This window comes from Arthrobacter sp. BG3 (assembly GCF_056680185.1).
This window is the reverse complement of the sequence record NZ_CM155270.1, coordinates 2,923,083-2,941,891: the sequence shown is the minus strand read 5'-3', so window position 1 is coordinate 2,941,891 and position 18,809 is coordinate 2,923,083. Positions and strand designations below refer to the sequence as shown.

General features: G+C 68.5%; 17 protein-coding genes. 7 read left to right on the top strand and 10 right to left on the bottom strand.

The window, feature by feature from the left end:
• Positions 1–24 precede the first annotated feature (24 nt).
• Positions 25–1,953 carry an arginine--tRNA ligase gene (argS, locus tag AC1MFL_RS13210; RefSeq protein ID WP_479810347.1) on the bottom strand — a complete coding sequence of 643 codons (1,929 nt, stop codon included), beginning with the start codon at positions 1,951–1,953 and terminating at the stop codon, positions 25–27.
• Between the two features lie 316 nt (positions 1,954–2,269).
• Positions 2,270–4,354 carry a PhoX family protein gene (locus tag AC1MFL_RS13205; RefSeq protein ID WP_479810346.1) on the bottom strand — a complete coding sequence of 695 codons (2,085 nt, stop codon included), beginning with the start codon at positions 4,352–4,354 and terminating at the stop codon, positions 2,270–2,272.
• Between the two features lie 670 nt (positions 4,355–5,024).
• On the opposite strand from AC1MFL_RS13205, the gene AC1MFL_RS13200 reads away from it, so the two are divergent.
• From AC1MFL_RS13200 to AC1MFL_RS13190, 3 genes are all read left to right on the top strand, one after another.
• Complete coding sequence (locus tag AC1MFL_RS13200; protein WP_479810345.1) at positions 5,025–5,333, top strand: hypothetical protein; 309 nt, start codon at positions 5,025–5,027, stop codon at positions 5,331–5,333.
• A gap of 229 nt (positions 5,334–5,562) precedes the next feature.
• Positions 5,563–6,279 (top strand): GAF and ANTAR domain-containing protein, encoded by a 717-nt coding sequence (locus tag AC1MFL_RS13195; protein WP_479810344.1) that lies wholly within the window; start codon positions 5,563–5,565, stop codon positions 6,277–6,279.
• 326 nt (positions 6,280–6,605) lie between these two features.
• Positions 6,606–7,112 (top strand): hypothetical protein, encoded by a 507-nt coding sequence (locus tag AC1MFL_RS13190; RefSeq protein ID WP_479810343.1) that lies wholly within the window; start codon positions 6,606–6,608, stop codon positions 7,110–7,112.
• Positions 7,113–7,251: 139 nt separating this feature from the next.
• Here AC1MFL_RS13190 and AC1MFL_RS13185 read toward each other — a convergent pair whose 3' ends face one another.
• The 6 genes from AC1MFL_RS13185 to AC1MFL_RS13160 all read right to left on the bottom strand — a co-directional run bounded on the left by AC1MFL_RS13185 (position 7,252) and on the right by AC1MFL_RS13160 (position 11,898).
• The gene (locus tag AC1MFL_RS13185) at positions 7,252–7,707 is read right to left on the bottom strand and encodes a MarR family winged helix-turn-helix transcriptional regulator (protein WP_479810342.1); all 456 of its coding nucleotides are present in this window, start codon (positions 7,705–7,707) and stop codon (positions 7,252–7,254) included.
• A gap of 129 nt (positions 7,708–7,836) precedes the next feature.
• Positions 7,837–8,880: an o-succinylbenzoate synthase gene (locus AC1MFL_RS13180; RefSeq protein ID WP_479810341.1), complete on the bottom strand. Its 1,044-nt coding sequence runs from the start codon at positions 8,878–8,880 to the stop codon at positions 7,837–7,839.
• Between the two features lie 9 nt (positions 8,881–8,889).
• A complete protein-coding gene (locus AC1MFL_RS13175) occupies positions 8,890–9,045 on the bottom strand; it encodes a hypothetical protein (protein WP_479810340.1) in 156 nt (51 codons plus the stop codon).
• Between the two features lie 3 nt (positions 9,046–9,048).
• Entirely contained in the window at positions 9,049–9,843 is a 795-nt protein-coding gene (locus tag AC1MFL_RS13170; RefSeq protein ID WP_479810339.1) for a class E sortase, read from the bottom strand.
• Positions 9,844–9,857: 14 nt separating this feature from the next.
• Positions 9,858–10,415, bottom strand: coding sequence for a DUF6993 domain-containing protein (locus tag AC1MFL_RS13165; protein ID WP_479810337.1), 558 nt, complete (start codon positions 10,413–10,415; stop codon positions 9,858–9,860).
• 106 nt (positions 10,416–10,521) lie between these two features.
• Positions 10,522–11,898 carry a glycoside hydrolase family 32 protein gene (locus tag AC1MFL_RS13160; protein ID WP_479810335.1) on the bottom strand — a complete coding sequence of 459 codons (1,377 nt, stop codon included), beginning with the start codon at positions 11,896–11,898 and terminating at the stop codon, positions 10,522–10,524.
• 140 nt (positions 11,899–12,038) lie between these two features.
• Between AC1MFL_RS13160 and AC1MFL_RS13155 the strand changes: the two genes are divergently transcribed.
• The gene (locus tag AC1MFL_RS13155; protein WP_479810333.1) at positions 12,039–13,040 is read left to right on the top strand and encodes a phosphatase PAP2 family protein; all 1,002 of its coding nucleotides are present in this window, start codon (positions 12,039–12,041) and stop codon (positions 13,038–13,040) included.
• A gap of 266 nt (positions 13,041–13,306) precedes the next feature.
• On the opposite strand, the gene AC1MFL_RS13150 is transcribed toward AC1MFL_RS13155, so the two are convergent.
• Entirely contained in the window at positions 13,307–13,819 is a 513-nt protein-coding gene (locus AC1MFL_RS13150) for a hypothetical protein (RefSeq protein WP_479810332.1), read from the bottom strand.
• A 350-nt stretch (positions 13,820–14,169) separates the two neighbouring features.
• On the opposite strand from AC1MFL_RS13150, the gene AC1MFL_RS13145 reads away from it, so the two are divergent.
• The 3 genes from AC1MFL_RS13145 (at position 14,170) to AC1MFL_RS13135 (ending at position 18,127) form a co-directional block, all read left to right on the top strand.
• Entirely contained in the window at positions 14,170–15,405 is a 1,236-nt protein-coding gene (locus AC1MFL_RS13145) for an aminotransferase class I/II-fold pyridoxal phosphate-dependent enzyme (protein WP_479810331.1), read from the top strand.
• A 275-nt stretch (positions 15,406–15,680) separates the two neighbouring features.
• The gene (locus tag AC1MFL_RS13140) at positions 15,681–16,949 is read left to right on the top strand and encodes an alkaline phosphatase family protein (RefSeq protein WP_479810330.1); all 1,269 of its coding nucleotides are present in this window, start codon (positions 15,681–15,683) and stop codon (positions 16,947–16,949) included.
• On the top strand, positions 16,946–18,127 hold the full coding sequence (locus AC1MFL_RS13135) for an alkaline phosphatase family protein (RefSeq protein ID WP_479810329.1): 1,182 nt from the start codon (positions 16,946–16,948) through the stop codon (positions 18,125–18,127). The genes AC1MFL_RS13140 and AC1MFL_RS13135 overlap by 4 nt, the downstream gene beginning before the upstream one ends.
• Here the strand turns inward: AC1MFL_RS13135 and AC1MFL_RS13130 are convergent.
• Positions 18,124–18,738, bottom strand: coding sequence for a TetR/AcrR family transcriptional regulator (locus AC1MFL_RS13130; RefSeq protein WP_479810327.1), 615 nt, complete (start codon positions 18,736–18,738; stop codon positions 18,124–18,126). The two genes, AC1MFL_RS13135 and AC1MFL_RS13130, sit on opposite strands and share 4 nt — an antisense overlap.
• Between the last annotated feature and the right edge of the window lie 71 nt (positions 18,739–18,809).

The window sequence follows — 18,809 nt, the reverse complement described above, 5'->3', positions numbered from 1 at the left end:
CCTCGGGGGACGTGCCTCGCCGGCTCACATGTTCTCCGGCGTCTCGATGCCGAGCAGCTCCAGGCCCTCGGACAGCCGGCGCAGCACCAGCGCGCACAGGGCCAGCCGCGACTCCCGGACCGAATCCTCGGACTTCAGCACCGGGCACTGGTCGTAGAAGGACGTGAACAGCTGGGCGAGTTCGAACAGGTACGTGCACAGCCGGTGCGGCTCCAGCGTCTCGCGCACCTTGTGCAGCGTGGCGCCGTATTCGAGCAGGTGCAGGGCCAGCGCGCGTTCGGCGGGTTCGACGACGGCGATCGGCGTCGCCGGCGTGCCGCCGTCGCTGTCGGTCCCGGCAGCGTCGGTCCCGGCCGTGTCGGTCCCGGCAGCGTCGGTCCCGGCCGTGTCGGTCCCGGCAGTGTCGGTCCCGGCAGTTCCGTAGGCGTCGACGCCGGCGTCCGTTGCGAAGGCTTCGACGCCGGCGTCGGTCGCGAAGGCGGTCCCCCCGACGTCGACCCCGGCGGCTTCGAGCGCGGTGTACCGCTCCAGCACGCCGGCTTTGCGCAGGATCGAGCGGATCCGGGCGGCGGCGTACTGCACGTAGGGCCCGGTGTTGCCGCTCAGGGCCAGCATCCGGTCGAAGTCGAAGACGTATTCGGTGTCGTGCCCCACGGAGAGGTCGGCGTACTTGACCGCGCCGATGCCCACCTGCCGGGCGGTCACGGCGCGTTCTGACTCGGTGAGCTCGGGCCGGCTGGCGTCGATGACGGCGCGGGCGCGGTCCACGGCCTCCTCCAGCAGGGCCATCAGCTTGACCGGGGCCCCGGAGCGGGACTTCAGGATCTTCCCGTCCTCCCCCAGCACGTTGCCGATCTGCACGTGCACGGCCTCGACCGTGTCGGGCAGCCAGCCGGCGTCGCGGGCGGTGGCCATGACCATGCGCAGGTGCATGTTCTGCGGGGCACCCACGACGTACAGGACGCGGTTGGCCTCGAGCTCGCGGACCCGGTACCGGATGGTGGCGAGGTCCGTGGTGCCGTAGCCGTAGCCGCCGTCGGACTTGCGGATGATCAGCGGCATCGGCTGGCCGTCGCGGCCGCTGAAGCCGGCCGGGAAGGTGCAGAGGGCGCCGTCGCTGATGCGGGCGAGGCCGCGCTCCTCGAGTTCCTGGCACAGCTGTGCCAGATGCTCGTCGTAGGAGCTTTCGCCGGCGATGTGGTCGTCGGTCAGGCTGATGCCGAGCACCGAGTAGATGGCGTTGAAGTAGCGTTTGGACTGGGCCACGAGCCGCTGCCAGACGGCGAAGGTTTCCTGGTCGCCGCCCTGCAGCGCCACGACCCGGAGCCGTGCGCGGGTGGCAAAGCCGTCCTCGTCGGTGGCGGAGGCGTCGAACTTGGCGCGGGCGGCCTGGTAGAAGGCGCTGGGGTCATCGACCAGCAGCGCGGCCTCCGGGGAGTCCTCGCCGATTTCCAGCCAGTGCTCGATCAGCATGCCGAACGGGGTGCCCCAGTCGCCGATGTGGTTCTGCCGGATGACGGTGTCGCCGAGCGATTCGAGGACTTTGACAATGCTGTCGCCCACCACCGTGGTGCGCAGGTGCCCGACGTGCATTTCCTTGGCGACGTTCGGGGAGGAATAGTCGACGACGACGCGCTGGGCGTCCGCCGCCGGCACGCCGGGGGTGCCGTGGGACTCGGTGTTGAGCAGCTCCTCGATCCAGGTCCCGTCGAAGGTGAGGTTGATGAAGCCGGGTCCGGAGATCTCGACCCCGGTGCAGATGCCGTCCAGGTCCAGGGCCTCGACGATCCGGGCGGCGGCGTCCCGCGGCGGCAGGCCGACCTTCTTGGCCAGGGCCATGGCGGCGTTGATCTGGATGTCCGCGAACTGCGAGGGCCGGACCACAGGATCGGTCCCGCGGAACTCTTCGCCGAACGCGCTGGCAATTGCTGCCTGGACTCTGGGGACAACCATTTCGGCGGGATTATTCACACTGTTCAAATTATCAGTTCCGCCCCGCCCCAGAAGCAACGCGGGGTCAGATATCGCCCGTCCCGGGCCCCGACATGGGCCGGATCTGACCCCGCGTTGCTGTGGCTGTGTCGAAGCCCACGCCCGGGTTGCCGTTCAGGAGCAGGAGGGCCGCGCCAGGAACCCCCGGCACGCCGGCGTATTCCCCCGCCCCCAGAAGCAACGCGGGGTCAGATATCGCCCGTCCCGGGCCCCGGCATGGGCCGGATCTGACCCCGCGTTGTGGTGGTGGTGGTGGTGGGGTGGTGGTGCGGCTGGGTTAGGCGTCGGTGCGGAAGACCTGGACTACTGCCGGGCGGGGGGCGCGGACCTGGCCTCGGGCCGGGGTGGCGCCGGCCGGGACGTAGTCCGGGAAGTAGGAGTGCTGGTCCGCGAAGGAACCCTCCTCGCCCGGGTGCTGCACGGAGACGAACACGGTGCGTTCCTCGTCGTGGACGATCGGCCCGCAGGTCTCGGCCTCGCGCGGGACGGCGAGGAACTGCTCCACGCGGCCCCGCTCGGCGCCGTCGAGGGTGACCTTGAACAGCCCGTCGGCCTTGCCGATGCCGGAGGGGGCGCCGTCGGTGGAGATCCAGAGGTTACCGACCGAGTCGAACGCGAGGTTGTCCGGGCAGGAGATCGGCGAGACCTGGTCCGCCGGGAAGCCGGAGAAGTAGGTCACGTCCCCGGTGGACGGATCGCCGCAGACCATCAGCAGGTTCCAGCTGAACGCCGTGGAGGTCTGGTCGCCGGTCTCGGTGATTTCCACGATGTGGCCGTCGCGGTTCTCGTTGCGCGGGTTGACCTCGGTGGCGCCTTCCTTGCCGATCTTGCCGCGGTCGGAGTTGTTGGTGCAGGCGACGTAGACCTTGCCGGTGAGCAGGCTGGGCTGGACGTCCTCGCAGCGGTCCATCTTGGTCGGGCCCACCTTGTCCGCGGCCAGGCGGGTGTACACCAGCACCTCTTCCACGGACATCCCGGGAACCAGAGACTTCCCGCCGACCACCAGGGGCAGCCATTCGCCGGTGCCGTCGAAGCCGCCGTCGGACGGGACCGCGCCGGTGCCGGTGATCTCAAGGGCCGGGGAGTTCCCGGTGAACCGTGCCACGTAGAGGTCGCCCTCGGTGAGCAGCGTCATGTTGTGCTTGCGGTCGCCCTCCACGTATTTCGCGGCCGAGACGAACTTGTAGAGGTAGTCGAATTTCTCGTCGTCGCCCATGTACGCGACCACGTGGCCGGACTCGGCCACGATCACGTTGGCGCCCTCGTGCTTGAACCGGCCCAGCGCGGAGTGCTTCTTCGGGGTGGAGGTGGGGTCGAAGGGGTCGACTTCCACGATCCAGCCGAAGCGGTTGGTCTCGTTTTCGTACCCGGGGTTCCGTGCGTCGAAGCGCGGGTCGTCGAGCTCCCACTGCCGGGCGGTGGGCTTGCTGGTGAGCCCGTAGCGCTTGTCGGACGCCGAGGTGCCGGGCGCGACGAAGTACCCGTTGAAGTTCTCCTCGCCGGAGAGGATGGTGCCCCAGGGGGTGGTGCCGCCGGAGCAGTTGCCCAGGGTGCCGAGGATGGTGCGGCCGGCCGGGTCCGCCGTCGTGCGCACCAGCGGCGAGCCGGCCACCGGGCCGGTGAGCTGGTACGCGGTGTTGTTCAGGTAGCGGCGGTTCAGCCCGGCGCCCCTGACGTAGGACCACGGCTTGGTCTTGTTCGTGCGCTCCAGCTCCACGACGGTGAGCCCGTGCGCGGCGGCGCCGATCGCGCGGACCTCGGCGGCGGCCATCGCGGCCGGGAACATGATGCTCTCGTTGGTGTATTCGTGGTTGGCGAAGAGCAGCGCGCGGCGTCCCTTGCTGCCGGGGACCTCGAGGATGTCCGAGTAGTCGTTGTTGTAGCCGAACTGCCGCGCCTGGGCCGCCGCGGTCTGGTTGCCGAGGTCGAACTCCGGGGCGTCGTTGAAGATCGGGTCACCCCAGCGGATCACCGGCTGCCAGGTGAAGCCTGCCGGCACCGTGAGGGCGTCGACGGCGGAATCCACCGGGGCGATGGCGGTGAACTTGAGCTTGGAGGTGCCGAAGCCGTTCTTGGCTGCCGCGGACAGGCCGGGACCGCCGTCGGCCACTGCGGACTCGGGCGATGTAAAGGCACTGCCGAACGCGACGGCGAGGGCACCGGCGGCGCCGAAGCCCAGGGCGGCGCGGCGGGACATGGTGGCGGAGGCGATGTCGCGGAAGTAGCCGTTCGCGCTGGTGTTGCAGACTTCGCCGCTGCAGGCGTTGTCGCATTTCAGCGCACAGGTGACGGCGCTGCGCTTGCCTTTGGTGTGGCCGAGCATCGGGAGCAGGGAAAATTTGCGTCCGGAGGAGACAGACATGGAGAGACCTTCCACGGGTGGAGTACGGGCCTCCCCACCGTTCCAGCCGCAGACAACGCGGAGCCGACTCTCACATGAAGTTGAGGTGAACTCCCGCAACCAAGCGAAGGACACGAGCAGCAAAAGAAGGCGCAGCGTCCTTGAGGCGTATGAAGGAGTGGCCGAAAAGCGCATAGTGGGATGATGACAAGTTCTTACGACCGTGGCGGCTCCATTAGCGCCGCGGCGTCCCGGGAACATATCGGGCGTGCGCTCCTGGACTATGGGGCGACGGACGTTCTATTCAGTCAACGTGGAGACCGGAGCGCAATCGCGTTCAAGGGCGACGGGAGACAATTTCGTCTCGTCGTCTCCTTGCCGCAGCCGGGTGGAGCCCCGTCAATCCCGGCGGACATCGCAGAGGGCCCGCTCCGCGAAGCGAAGGCAAAAATCCTCGAACGCGCCACCCGCAGATTTTGGCACGCACTGGCCCTGGCCATAGATGCCAAGCTCGGCGCAGCGGCGGCAGGCACTGCCACCCTTGAATCGGAATTTCTGGCCCATGTGGTGCTCCCCGGAAATCGCACCGTACTCGACGAACTCGAACCGATCATCGACTCTGCTTACCGGTCCGGCCGGCACCCCTCATTCGGCGATTCGGCCCCTTCTCTGCCCGCTGCGGAACCGCCGCATGTCCGCAGACTCCCCACACCCGCACGCGATAGAGGCGCCGGCAGCAGCCGACCCGGAGCAGACTCGGTCCCTTCAGAACCTGTCGGCCCAGGGCGTGGGCAGAATCCTGCACAACATGATCCGGATACTCGACGATCGGGAGAATTTCACGAGCCACCAGATGCGGGAGATCATCGAACACGAGCTGTGGGGGGATCAGCGCGGCGAGGGACCTTCTGCCCACCATCTGAAGCGTGTCAGGTACGCCATTCGAGGTTCGATGCCCCACCCCGCCCATGCACCTGAAAAGGCTCCCGGCCACGGGTAGAGGGACCGGCGGACTACACACGACGCGGTGCTCGTCAGGCCACCAGCGCTCCCGGTAAACGAGTCTTTGGCGGGGCGGATTATCTCCCGTATGAGATGGCTCTTTTACCCGATGCCGGACGTACGATCATCATTAAGGACAGAACCGAGGTGGGTCGATGAACATCGACGTGTCAAAGATGAATGGTCCCTCCGGGACCTCAGATCAGATCGGGAGTGTCAGCGGCGAAGTGGCCACCCGGCTCGGCGACCTCGCCAGGGCGCTGCAGCACGAGGCTGACCTTGACTCCGTGCTCTCGGGGATAGTCCAGGCCGCCGTCCAGCTCATCCCCGGCGCCGCCGATGCGTCCATTAGCGTGGTCACCGGCCGGAAGAAAATTGATTCACGAATCGCTTCGGGCGACCTCCCCAGCAGGGTGGATGCTTTGCAAAGTTCCACCGGGCAAGGGCCCTGCCTGGATGCGGCATACGACGACCTGCTTGTGCGGGTGCCCGACCTCAGCAGTGAGACGCGTTGGCCGGCGTTCTCCAGCGGCGCCGTTGCGCTTGGGGCGCGCAGCATGCTTTCAATCCAGTTGTTCGTCGAAGGCGACCGGTTGGGAGCATTGAACCTGTTCGGCGTCAGGCCTGACGCTTTCGATCTCGAGTCCGAGCAGATTGGGCTGCTCGTCGCCGCGCACGCAGCCGTTGCTTTCGCAGACTCCCAGAAAATCAGTCAGCTCAACCATGCCCTCAGCTCCCGTCAGCTCATCGGCCAGGCGGAAGGCATCCTGATGGAACGCTACAAAATAACCGCCCAGCAGGCCTTCCAGGTCCTCACCCGCGCCAGCTCCACGTCCCACAGTAAACTGCGTGACGTGGCAGAACATTTGACCAGCAGTGGAGAAATTACCGCCGCAAAAAGCTCGGCGGTCCGGGCTGAACGGGACATCTCCGCTCGCGGCTAGCCTGCGGTTGCTGGGTGATGGGGTGGGCGAGGCGGTAGGAGCCGGTGCCGATTTCGATGATTGCGCCCGAAGGTGGGTCGGTCCACTAGCGCGGCAGCACCCCGTGTTTCCCCTCAACGCGGCACCACCCGACAACACCATAAGGCGTCTCAATGATGTTGTGACCCCGTTGACAGCCCCCTTCAGCGGACGGTCCGTCACCCAGTAAGTAGGGCCTACTCTTGTTGGCGCCGCGACTGAGGCCTATCATGCGCAAACGTTGCGTCAGGGGTCTTCCCGCACCCATGGGGAGTCAACTGTCTCGCCATCCACGAAGGAGCAACCTCATGAAACGCCTGATCACCTCTCTCACCCTCGCAGTCGCAATCGGACTTTTCGCCGGAACGGGCGCCGCGGTTGCCGCGCCACCGGTCCCAGAGGGCACGTCAACGGACATAGTCGACTGCCCTGGGTTCAAGGTCGAAGCCACGTTCTCGGGCTCTTACAAGTTCATACTCCAGCTTCATCACCTACACGATTCGAAGCCCTACATGCTCTGGACCGAAACAGGGGTCGATTCCACCGTCACTCTGACGGCCCTAACGTCGACACCGAAGACTGTCAGTTACTCGCTCAACGGGTCCAGGAAGACGGCAGTTCAGTTCGAACCCTTTGACTACGTCTATACGGCCACCGGAAGAAACCTGATGGTGGTCCAGGCCAGTTACGGTACTCCGGGCATTTTCCTCTCGGTGGGACTGGTGACATGGACTCAATTCGGACCGGTGTACCCAAACGGGGGGATGACCGGACCGGGCAAAATTACTGACGTCTGCAAGGTGCTGGCGCCGTAGGCCTGGGCAATAACGCCGAACCACTCTTGACGGCTACGTTGCAGTCCCCGGGGACGCCGACGTCGCATCGGCCGCCGATTCACCAGCTCAAGACCTGAACCAAACGATCCGAGCATCAAGCCGAAGGAACCAAACGTCCCTAGCCCTCTTCCGGGTCGGTTGCGGCGGCCATCAGCCGCCCGCCGATGCCCTCGAGGAACTCGGCGATCTCCGCAACGCTTTCCTCGGAGGATTCCTGGATCAGGGCGGCGGCCGCGGCGGCGAAGTGGTCGTTGGCCCACTGCATGGCCTCGGTCCCCTCCGGGCTCAGGTGCAGCAGCACGCTCCGCCGGTCCGTGGGGTTGGGCTTGCGCACCATAAAGCCCTTGGCTTCCAGGCGGTCCACCATGGCCGTGACCGAGCCGGTGGTGATGTTCAGCGTCTTGCCGAGATCCTTGGGGGTGAGGCCGTCCACCTCGCCCACGAACGCCATGGCGTTGATGTCGATGGTGCCGATGCCCAGCTTCTCGGCCAGCCGGATGCGGAGGGCGTAGGTCCCGGTATCAACGCGCCGCAGGCCCTGCACGATCCGGATCAGCCCGTCTTTGGGGGTCACGTTCGTTCCCTTCGCGAGCTCCTCCGGAGACGACTTGTCAATTTTTCGGGATGTAAGCGCCGTCATTTTTACGAAATTTCCGTTCCAAAGCTACTGTGCAGCGGTTACTTCGCCGCTTCCGGCCCTACTTTACTCGCAAGCCCGCGCCTCCTGGCTGGCAGCCAGCACCGCATGGACCCTGCGCAGGCGCTCCAGCCACCAGTCGCGGCGCTCCGGCGCGGCCGCGTACTGGGCCAGCAGCCCCGGATCGGCGGCGACGTCGCGGACCCGGATGGCGCCGTCGTCGGGCACCAGGGAGTCCCGGGTGACGTCGGCGGCGAGCAGGGACACGGTGCCCAGCCCGCAGGCGTAGGGCAGTTCGGGCAGGGCGGCGGCGAGCGCCAGCCCGGCGCGGATTCCCACGGAGGTGTCCAGCGCGGAGCTGACGACGGCGGGCAGCCCGGCCTGCGCCACGATGTCCAGGGCGCGCCGTACTCCCCCGAGCGGCGCCACCTTCACGACAATCAGGTCCGCGGCGCCGGCGCGGGCCACCTTGAGCGGGTCGTCCTCCTTGCGCACGCTTTCGTCCGCGGCGATCAGCACCGGGGTGCCGGCGGCGCGCAGCCGGCGGCGGACCTCGGCAAGGCCGGCGATGTCCGGCACCGGCTGTTCGGCGTATTCGAGCCCGACGGCGGCGAGCCGGGTCAGTGCCGCGACGGCGTCCGGGACGTCCCAGCCGCCGTTCGCGTCCACCCGGAGCGCGGCGTCCGGGAGCGCCGCACGGACAGCGGCGACCCGGGCGGCGTCATCGTCGAGGCTCTGCCCGGGCTCGGCCACCTTGATTTTGACGGCGTCCACCCGGCCGAAGCGGGCCAGGATCTCCGGGACCCGGTCCGCGGCGACCGCCGGGATGGTGGCGTTGACCGGGATGACTTGGCGCAGCGGCTCCGGGAAACCCTGCCAGCCCGCCTCGAGCGCGGCGGCGAGCCAGCGGGAGGCCTCCGGGTCGCCGTACTCGGGGAAGGGGCAGAATTCGCCCCAGCCCAGCGGGCCGTCCAGCAGCAGGGCCTCGCGCTGGAGGATCCCGCGGAACTTCACCCGCATCGGCAGGCTCACCACGTGCGCGCCGGCGAGGAGTTCCTCCAGCGCGGGGAGCACGGACGGCACCGGCCCGGACGGTGAAGATGAGCTCACCCGCACCGGTCAGCCGACCGTCGCGTCGGTCAGGTGCGTGATTTCAGCGAACCAGGGAAACACGAAGTCCACCAGCAGGAGCAGCACGCCGGCAAGGATCGCCGCCGAGAGCAGGATCCTTAGCCAGAGCGGCCCGGGAAGGTGCTGAAAAAGCCAAAGGTACATTGTCTAGCCCTTTCCCTGCAGCGCGGCGAGCTGCTTCGCGATGGGCGCCGGGGGCCCGGCGCTGAGCGGCTGCCATGAGTCGAACGCCGAATAGGCGATGATGCGTTCCTCGGACCCAAAGCGCGGATTGCAGCTGGTCATGGTCAGCAGCCGCTGCTCCGGCGCCACGCCGGGCTGCGTCGGCACCGGCGCGATCACGTCCGTCCGGTCCGGCAGGACGATCTCCTGGTTCCGGAACACGTAGGTGTAGAACCCGTCGGCTGTCTGGACGTAGATTTTGTCCCCGGGCACGAGCGTGTGGATGTTGTCGAGCACCGCGCCGTGCGTCTGGCGGTGCCCTGCCACCACAAAGTTCCCCACGGCCCCGGGCATCGCCGTTCCCGCGTAGCGGCCCAGGCCCAGGGTATCGATGACGTCGCTGCTGGTGCCCTCGATGACCGGCCTGCTGTAATCGGCTCCGAAGCGGGGAATGTAGATGACACCGATTGCCTCCCCGTGGGCCGGGGCGGTGCCGACCGGCATGGCCGCCGGGTCGACGGGCACGGCAGGGACCGCCGGTGCCGCGGCAGCGGGGACAGGCACCTGGTGCTCCTGCACGAACTGCTTCACGGCAGCCCTCTGGGCGGCGTCGGCTTCAACGTTTGTCCACCACAGCTGCCAGGCCACGAAGAGCATGGCGACCACGCCGAGGGTGATCAGCAGTTCGCCCGCCACCTGGACGGCCATGAACGAACGACGCCGGCGCGTGCGCTGGGGTTCCTGCGCTTTCCCGGCGCTGCGGGTCAGTACTTTCGACATGCCGCTCCTGTTGCCTACCGCTGGACGCTGCCAACAAAGCATCGCCCGTTCGAAAGAACCGGCAACACTGACGTTTCCACAGTTCCGGACCGGATCTGAGCCATCACACATTCGCTGCCGCCCAGCACCCCGACCTCGACGGCGTCGGCGGCCAGTCCGGTGGGGGTTTTAGAGGCTGAAACTTCGACGGCGGCCGGGGCGAACCCGGCGGCGGACAGGCTCGCGCGGACCTGCTCCCGGCTCGGCTGCGGCGTGGCGGCCACGAGCGCCTGCAGCGCTGCGCCCACGGCACCGGACGTGCCGGAGGCTGCAGCGGCCGCGGACGCGGAGGGCGCTGCCCCGGTCGCTGCCGGGGAGGGAACGGCCGACGCGGGCCCTGCCGCTGCGGGCGTCGCGCCCACCTGTCCGGCCGGGCCGGAGGATCCGGCCAGGGTGGAAGCGCCGGAGGACACCGTCGGGGCGGGGGCCGAACACGCAGCCACACCGAGCAGCAGGGGCAGCACCAACGCAACAAGCCCCGCGGACGGGCGGCCGCGCGGGCGGCGGGGCGGGGCGGGGGCTCGGGAAGTCACCGGAACATCCTCCCATACGGGGACGGACTCGCCGGCGACGATGACGCGCCCGTCCGCGGCCTGGCGAACGCGGCGGACATGCCCAGCCAGCGCGCCCAGGAGGCACTTAGACAGGCGGCGCCTCCGCGGCAGGCTCCCCCGCAGGTGCAGGCCGCTCCGGGTGCCGGAGCTCCCAGACGTCCGCCGCGGCGCCGTGCGGCAGTTCGAGCTGCCACTCCTCGCCGGGGCCGGGGTAGGCGCGCAGCGTCGCGGGCACGGAGCCGTGGCGGTAGACCTCCACGATCGAGGCATCGAGGAAGATCCACAGCTGATCGCCCCCGGCCACGGTGTCGGCGAATACGGTCCGCCGCTGCCCTGCCGAGACGAGGACCAGCCGGAGGGTGCCCTCTCCCCCAAGGACCCGGACCTCCGCCCCGGCCGGAAGGGTAAACGTGCCCGCCGCGCCGTGGTGCAGCCGCTCGCCGCGGTAGGCGCGGAGTTCCGGGGCGGGCTCGACGGCCAGGACCCCGCCGTGCACGGACAGCTGGCGCGGGAAGGTCAGGACCCCGGACCAGCCGGCGTTGTCGATCTCCTCCTGGCTGCGTCCGGGGCCCTCACCGTCCACCAGCTCGGCCGACCAGCCCCAGAGCAGCGACCGGTCCGGCAGCGCGAGGATCTGCGGGGCGTAGAACTCCTGCCCCAGGTCGGCCTTTCCGCCCGCCTCGGGCCTGAACACCGGCAGCCCGGCGCCGTTCGCGGCCAGCGAGCCGAGGAGGTAGCCGACCCCATTGGGGTGGTCGTGGTCGTCGGTGCCGAGCCAGAGCGAGGCCATCAGCAGCCAGGTCTCCGCGCCGGAGGAGTCCGGGACACGGACCAGCTGCGGGCACTCCCAGATCTCCGCGGGCAGGTGCCGGGCCGCCAGCGGGTCCTCGGTGCTGAACCAGATCCCCTCGTACTGCCAGTGGCGCAGGTCCTCCGCGCTGTACAGCAGGACGGCGGCGTGGCCGGACGCGAGCCCGGCGCCCTGGAGCGCAAAGCGGCGGCCCTGGAAGCTGAAGAGGAACGGGTCCCGGACGGCGGTGACCTGCGGGTCCGGCGGGACCTCGGCCGCGACGTGCCCGTCCTGGGACCAGGTGCGCAGGGACTTATCGGCCCGGGCCAGCACCACGCGGGAGTGGCCGCCCACGGTGTCGACGCCGGAGTACGCGGCGGTGGGGACGCCGCCGTCGTCGGTCACGACGCCGGACCAGCAGCCCAGCGCGTCCGGGCCGCCGGGCTGGGGCCGGAGCGCCACCGGTTCCTCGTCCCAGTGCACCAGATCCGGGGAACTCAGGTGCCCCCAGCAGATGCTCCGGTGCCGGGCCGAGTCCGGGTTGTACTGGAAGAACACGTGGTAGCGGCCGTCCGCGTGGCTTAGGCCGTTGGGATCGTTGATCCAGCCCTGCGCGGGACGCGGGTGGAAGCGCGGGAAGGCTGGGTCCGGATGCATCGCAACGGTGTCCATGGCCAAACACTACCCGCGGCGCGGACGGAGGGGCATCCGCCGGGCAGATCAGGGCGAATGTGCACCCGGCATCCGCCCTGATCTGCCCGGCGGATGCTCCCCTCAGAAAGTTCGCAGGCTTCTGTGGGAACCTGTTACGGATGAGTTTTCGGCAGGATCGCACCAGCACACCCCCGGCTCCGGAGTATCCGCAGCCGACGTCCCCGCGCGCCGCGCGCGCCCGCGGGGCCGCCCGCGGGGCCACCCCCGGCGACCCGGCAACAGGCCCCGCCGGACGCCAGGGCCGGGGCACCGGGTTCCTGTTCCTGCTGGCCACCCTGGTCAGCATGGCCGCGCTGGCCGGTACCTACTATTTCTTTGTCCGCACCACCACGGGCCAGTTCATCGACGAATCGGCCCTCGTGGAGGCGGTCGAAATCCACGGCGCCGCCGGCAGGGCCGCCAACAAGCTGCTCGACTGGCTGCCCGCGCTTTCCCTGCTGATCGCCACCGTCATGGTCCTCATCGTCACCGTGCTGAAGCGGCGCTGGGCCGCCGCGGGGATCGCGGTCGCGGCCTGCGTGGGCGCCAACGTGGCCACCCAGGTCCTGAAGGACCTCGTCCCGGTCCGGCCCTACACCGGCGTCGAGACCCTGGAGCTGAACTCGCTGCCCTCCGGGCACACCACCATGGCGGCCTCGGCCGCGGCGGCGGTGTTCCTGATGGTCTCCCCGCGCTGGCGCCCGCTCGCCGGGTTCCTGGGCGGCAGCTTCGCCGTCGCCACCGGGGTGTCCACCCTGATCAACCAGTGGCACCGACCGGCCGACGTGGTCGCGGCCTTCCTCGTCGTGGCAGCGTTTATGCTCCCGGCGGGCTGGCTGATCATCCGCAGGGGCCCGGGCTGGAACGTCTGGGACGGCTACGGGGAACACTGGGCCTCCTCACGTCTGTGGCTCGCGCTGCCGGCGCTGCTGGGGCTGGCCGCTGCCGCCGTGGCTGCCTTTTCGCTGCTGAGTATCACCAGGACGGGCCTTGAAGGCAGCACCACAAACTACTTCTGGGCCGGGACCGCGCTGATCGTCATCGCCGGCTACCTCGCCACGGTCAGCGGCGTGTGGCTGTTCGGGCATGCGGCACGACGGCGGAGCACACCCCGGCGCTGACCGGCGCCGGTGGCTGGGGACGAGTCCGCCGCCGGGCCGGGAGCCGCTGACGCTGAACGGCCTGAAACGGCCCCGCGCGCCAAAGCATGCGGGGCCGTTCCCTGTTCAGTTTGGATTAGCGGGTCGGCGTCGTGATCCTCCACGCGCAGCACCGGAGACGGCCGCGTCAGCGATGAAGCATCCCAGCGCAACTGGAGGCCCTCTTCTTTGAGTCAAGTACCCCAGCGTGCCATCACGTTCACCCACCCGTCCCCAGAGGTGTAAACCTAGGGTGCTGCCAGTTCTGCGCAGATGTCTCTCTGCCTTCCGGATGTACTCGTGACTGTTGAAACAGCGTTGACATCGTTGCTGAACGTGACGCGCCCGGTGTACAGGATGGTGGAGGGTCCAGGGACATCCCCCGGGTAAAGGATAAACAAGTTCTTCCCCGTCAGCTGGAAATCGGCTGTGCCGTCCGGGTAGCTCTTGATCTGCGTGACCGATCCTTGGGTGGGAAACGTCACTGACTTTGTGGGATCTTCGGCGTTGGTGACTGTCAGGACAGTGCCGTGTCCGCCAATAATGATGTATTGGACACCGTCCTTATCCCGGAGTAACCGCACCGCTTGGTTTCCACCGGTGCCAGTGAAGGTTATGCCGAAGTCCTCGCAGCCAGGGTAAACGATCGGTTCATCCGCGGCGAAGGCTGATTGCGGTGCTGCGAGCGTGAGGGCAGCAAACAGGGCTGCTGCCGGCGCGAACCGGCGGGAATTTTTTCCTAACATGATGTTCTCCTCCATTTTTTACGTCGAAACGCATCACCCATCCGGGCGGAGACCATGCGCGGCAAATCGATACGGGCGAACCCTGACGGCGGCACTGGTGCCGCCCCGCGTGGGGCCGGTTTGCGGATGAACCGGCGCGCTCGCCCGACCGTACTAAGCCCACTTAGCTTCCGCCCGAGTAGTAGGTACTCGTAAGTCGCTCCCTCGGTTACCCGCTGTGGTTGGAGACGACCTGCCCGCCCACACAAACCCCGTTTACATCCGCCCCTCCGAGGACCAGAATTAGTCCCGCCCAGCCGCTGGCTCAGCAGCGCGTCCGGCCCATCCGTCCAGAACGCCACGCTGCCACGTCTCGAGGGACTGTCATGAGCACTGATTCTCCGGTTTCACGGAGCGTTCCACCGAGCGTTTCACGGCGCGCCGCCGCCCTCGCGTCCGTCCCGTCGCAACAGCGGATCAACACCTTCCTCCGCGACTCGGTCTACGCCCGGCGCCAGCACGTGCCGGGGATCTGCGACCTCGCCCTGGGCAACCCGCACCAGATGCCGCAGTCCGCCTACGTCGAGGCCCTCGCGGACGCGCTGACGCCCCGGAACGAGCGCTGGTTTGCCTACAAGACCAACGAGCCGGAGGCGCAGTCCGCCGCCGCGGCGTCCCTGCGGCGCCTGCTGGGCATGCCCTTCGAGCCGGCAGACATCCACCTCACCACGGGAGGCTTCACCGCGATCCCGCTGGCGCTCAAGGCCGTCGCCGACCCCGGCGACGAGGTCATCTTCACCCTGCCGCCCTGGTTCTTCTACGAGCCGCTGGTGCTCGAGGCCGGGCTGGTGCCGGTCAAGATCCGCTGCGACGAGGAGACGTTCGACGTCGACCTGGCGGCGCTCGGGGCGGCCATCACCCCGCGCACCCGGGTGGTGATCGTCAACACCCCCAACAACCCGACCGGCCGGATCTACCCGCCCTCGCTCCTGGAGGACCTGGCCGACATGCTCGAAGGGGCCTCGCGCAGCAACGGCCGGCGCGTCTACCTGCTCTCCGACGAGGCCTACAACCGGATCGTCTACGACGGCGCCCGGTTCCACAGCCCGGCCGAATACTATCCGTACACGCTGCTGGCCTACTCGTGCGGCAAGACCCATCTGGCGCCCGGGCAGCGGATCGGCTACCTGGCGCTGCCGCCCACCATGCCGGACCGCGGCCCGCTGCGGGAGGCGGTCAGCGCCCTGCAGATGTCGATGGGCTGGATCTACCCCAACGCCCTGCTGCAGCACGCGCTGCCGCGGCTGGAGCAATTCTCGATCGACGTCGGGCAGCTGCAGCGCAAACGCGACCTGATGGTGGAGGCGCTGACCGGCATGGGATACCAGGTCACCCGGCCGGAGGGGGCGTTCTACCTGTTCGTCCGCACCCCGGCCGACGACGACGAGCAGTTCACCGCCGCCCTCGCGGACCAGGACGTGTTCGTGCTGCCGGGCACCCTGTTCGAGACGCCGGGCTATTTCCGGATCTCACTCACCGCCTCCGAAGAGATGATCCAGCGCGCCCTGCCGGTCTTCGCCGCGGCGATCCAGCACGACGGCGACACGGCCCCGCAGCGCTGACGCGCGGCGGCCCGGCTTGCGCCAGGCCGGGGCTTCCCGGCCGTCGCGGGAACGTGCAGTGAACACTGCATGAACGGACCCCCTAATCGCCCTGGAGCGTAATGGTTCCGTGATCTACTTTTGGGCGTGAACTGTACCCATCAGTAACTTCCTGCCTGCCTCTTCCCAGCCCCGAGGGCACGTGACGCCGTCCTTGGCGCTGCCGTGGACCCGGGCAGCACCTTGCCTCCTTGCTGGCGCTGGAAGCCGGACTCGACGATGAAGGAATCCACGACGTGAGCTTTTCTAGACGTAGTTTTTTGGGTGCGGCGGGTACGGCTGCCGCCACCGCCTTGGCCACCGGCAGCACGCTCCGTGCCGCCACTGCCGCCACACCGGCGCTGCCGGCGCCCGGCACCTCCGGAATCGACCACATCATCGTGGTGATGATGGAGAACCGCTCCTTCGACCATTTCCTCGGCTGGATGCCGGGGGCCGACGGGAAACAGTCCGGGCTGAGCTACACCGACCGCTACGGCATCCCGCACTCCACCCACCATCTGACTGACTTCCAGGGCTGCGGCCACCCGGACCCGGACCACTCCTACGAGGGCGGCCGTATTCAGTTCAACAACGGCAAGAACAACGGCTGGCTCCGGGCCGGCGAAAACGACGAGTTCGCCGTCGGGTACTACGACGCCGCCGACCTCGACTTCTGGCGGCAGGCCGGTCCGGACTGGACGGTCTGCGACCGGTATTTCGCGGCGACCATGGCCGAAACCTACCCCAACAGGTTCTACCAGCACGCCGCGGCCACCGACCGGATTCACAACTCCACAGTCACCAGCACCCTGCCCACCATTTGGGACCGGCTGGCTGCCGCCGGGGTGTCCGGAAAGTACTACTACGGCGACATCCCCTTTACCGCGCTCTGGGGCCCGAAGTACCTCGGAATCTCGCACCACTACGCCGAGTTCCTGACGGACTGCTCCGCCGGAAACCTCCCCGCGGTGTCCTTTGTGGATCCGCGGTTCACGGACGAGGGCTCAGGCACCTCGGGGGATGACCACCCGCACGCCGACATCCGCTCGGGCGAAACGTTCCTGGCCGAGGTCTACAACGCGGTCACCTCCGGCCCGGGCTGGGCCAACACCATGCTGGTGATCAACTATGACGAGTGGGGCGGCTTCTACGACCACGTCCCGCCGGCCAGCGCCCCTGACACGAGCACGGACACGGCTCTGCGCGGCTTCCGGGTTCCCTCCGTGGTGATCTCCCCGCGGGCCCGGCGCCGGTACGTCGCCCACGACGTCTACGACCACACCTCGGTCCTGAAGGCCATCGAGTGGCGCTGGAACCTGCCGCCCCTGACGCCGCGGGACAAGGCCGCCCGCAACATCGCCGAAGTCCTGGACTTCGGCACACCGGCCAACCTCAGCTCCCCCAAATACCTTGTCCCGCCGTTCGTGACGGGACCTGCCTGCACGCCCGTGGGCCCGCCGCCGGCCGAGGAATGGTCCGGCCTGAAACAGAAAGCACTCGCCGACGGATGGACACTGCCGTGAACCCCAAAACAAAGCACCCGACGACGACTGCGGCATCCCGCAAGCGCGGCCGCCGGTTGGCCCTGCGGGCCTCCGCCGCGGCCGCCGTCCTGCTCGCCGCAGCGGCCATTTCCTCCGGTCCTGCCCAGCCGGCTGCCACGGCCAGCGCTCCGACGGCTACGCAGGCCCAGGCCTACCTGCCGGGCGCGAAGCATATCTTCGTCATCAACCTCGAAAACAAGGGCTATGACGAGACGTGGGGGCCTGCGTCGGCCGCACCGTACCTCTCCCAGACCCTCCGGGCCCAGGGGGTGCTGCTGAACCAGTACTTCGGCACCGCGCACAACTCCCAGCCCAACTACGTGGCACAGATTTCCGGACAGGGGCCGAACCCGCAGATGCAGGCCGACTGCCAGAGCTACACCCCGTTCGTCGGCACGGGCACGGCCAGTCCCGGCCAGGCTGTCGGCGACGGCTGCGTCTTCCCGGCCAGCGTCCCCACCGTGGCCGGCCAGCTGACCGGAGCCGGCAAAACGTGGAAGGGCTACATGGAGGACATGGGAACCCCCTGCCGGCACCCCGCACTCGGCGCGGTGGATGACACGCAGAAAGCAAAGGTCGGGGACCAGTACGCGGCGCGCCACAACCCGTTCGTGTACTTCGCCGGAATCACCGGTTCCCCGGACTGCGCCAAGAACGACGTCGACCTCGCCGCCCTCAAGACGGACCTCGCCTCCGCCGCCACCACCCCGAATTTGTCGATGATCACGCCGAACCTCTGCCATGACGGGCACGATTCCCCCTGTGTCGACGGGCAGCCGGGCGGCCTGGCCAGCGCCGACGAGTGGCTGAAGCAGTGGGTCCCGGCCATTACCTCGTCCCCGGCATTCAAGCAGGACGGCGTCCTGGTGATCACCTTCGACGAATCGGACGGGCCGCAGTCCGATGCCAGCGCCTGCTGCGGTGAGGGCCCCGGGCCGAACTCACCACTTCCGGGAATTACCGGACTGGGCGGGGGCCGGGTCGGTGCGCTGGTCCTCTCGCCGTTCACCAAAGGCGGCACCTGGTCCACCACGCCGTACAACCACTACAGCCTGCTCGCCAGCATCGAAGACACCTTCGGGCTGCCCTATCTCGGGTATGCCGGGACGCCGGGCCTGAACCGGTTCGGGCTCGACGTCTACAACGCCAGCCTCTAGGCGAGCGCCGCGGCCAGCGCCTTGGCTATCCACTCCCGGTAGGCCGTCACGGACCAGCCGGCGTCCTGCACCATGGACCGGTAGACCTGGGGATGGCCCAGCGACCAGATGGCGGCGGCCCCCTCGGCATCGGACATGCCGGAGCTGAGCCCGCCGCGGGCCCGGGCTGCGGCGGCGGCCTCCTCGTAGCGCCGGAGCCGCTGCTGCCCGCGGTCCTTCTCCAGCTGCGCCGCGGCCTCATCCACGGCCGCGGCCCGGGCGATGACGGCGTTGATCCCGGCGGTGCGCGGATGGACCTCGACGAACCAGTCCGCCAGCATGTTGACCAGGGCGTCGAGGTCGGGGGCCTGCCGGGTGCGCTCCCGCATGAAGTCCAGCACGCCCGCCTGCGCCCCGGGCCCGGCGGCGGCATTGTCGAGCACGGCCGAGAGCAGCGCGGCCTTGTTGCCCACCGAGTTGTAGACCGTCTGGACGGCCACCCCGCTCTCCGCGGCGATCCCGTCGATGGTGGTGCGGACGTACCCATCGACGGCGAACAGCCGGCCGGCCGCCTCCACGATGGCGTCCCGGGTGCCGGCCGCCTGGATCGTCCGCCGCGTGGTCTTTTCCATAAATTTAGACTATCGCTCCACTCACTGGAACGCTATTCTAGTGAATAAGAGGAAGATGCTCTAACCAAGGA

Coding starts and splice junctions, on each gene's coding strand:
- AC1MFL_RS13175 (WP_479810340.1), bottom strand. CDS start 9,045: ATGTACCTTTGGCTTTTTCAGCACCTTCCCGGGCCGCTCTGGCTAAGG.
- AC1MFL_RS13160 (WP_479810335.1), bottom strand. CDS start 11,898: ATGGACACCGTTGCGATGCATCCGGACCCAGCCTTCCCGCGCTTCCAC.
- AC1MFL_RS13170 (WP_479810339.1), bottom strand. CDS start 9,843: ATGTCGAAAGTACTGACCCGCAGCGCCGGGAAAGCGCAGGAACCCCAG.
- argS (WP_479810347.1), bottom strand. CDS start 1,953: ATGGTTGTCCCCAGAGTCCAGGCAGCAATTGCCAGCGCGTTCGGCGAA.
- AC1MFL_RS13150 (WP_479810332.1), bottom strand. CDS start 13,819: ATGGAGGAGAACATCATGTTAGGAAAAAATTCCCGCCGGTTCGCGCCG.
- AC1MFL_RS13200 (WP_479810345.1), top strand. CDS start 5,025: ATGTCCGCAGACTCCCCACACCCGCACGCGATAGAGGCGCCGGCAGCA.
- AC1MFL_RS13145 (WP_479810331.1), top strand. CDS start 14,170: ATGAGCACTGATTCTCCGGTTTCACGGAGCGTTCCACCGAGCGTTTCA.
- AC1MFL_RS13155 (WP_479810333.1), top strand. CDS start 12,039: ATGAGTTTTCGGCAGGATCGCACCAGCACACCCCCGGCTCCGGAGTAT.
- AC1MFL_RS13205 (WP_479810346.1), bottom strand. CDS start 4,354: ATGTCTGTCTCCTCCGGACGCAAATTTTCCCTGCTCCCGATGCTCGGC.
- AC1MFL_RS13130 (WP_479810327.1), bottom strand. CDS start 18,738: ATGGAAAAGACCACGCGGCGGACGATCCAGGCGGCCGGCACCCGGGAC.
- AC1MFL_RS13190 (WP_479810343.1), top strand. CDS start 6,606: ATGAAACGCCTGATCACCTCTCTCACCCTCGCAGTCGCAATCGGACTT.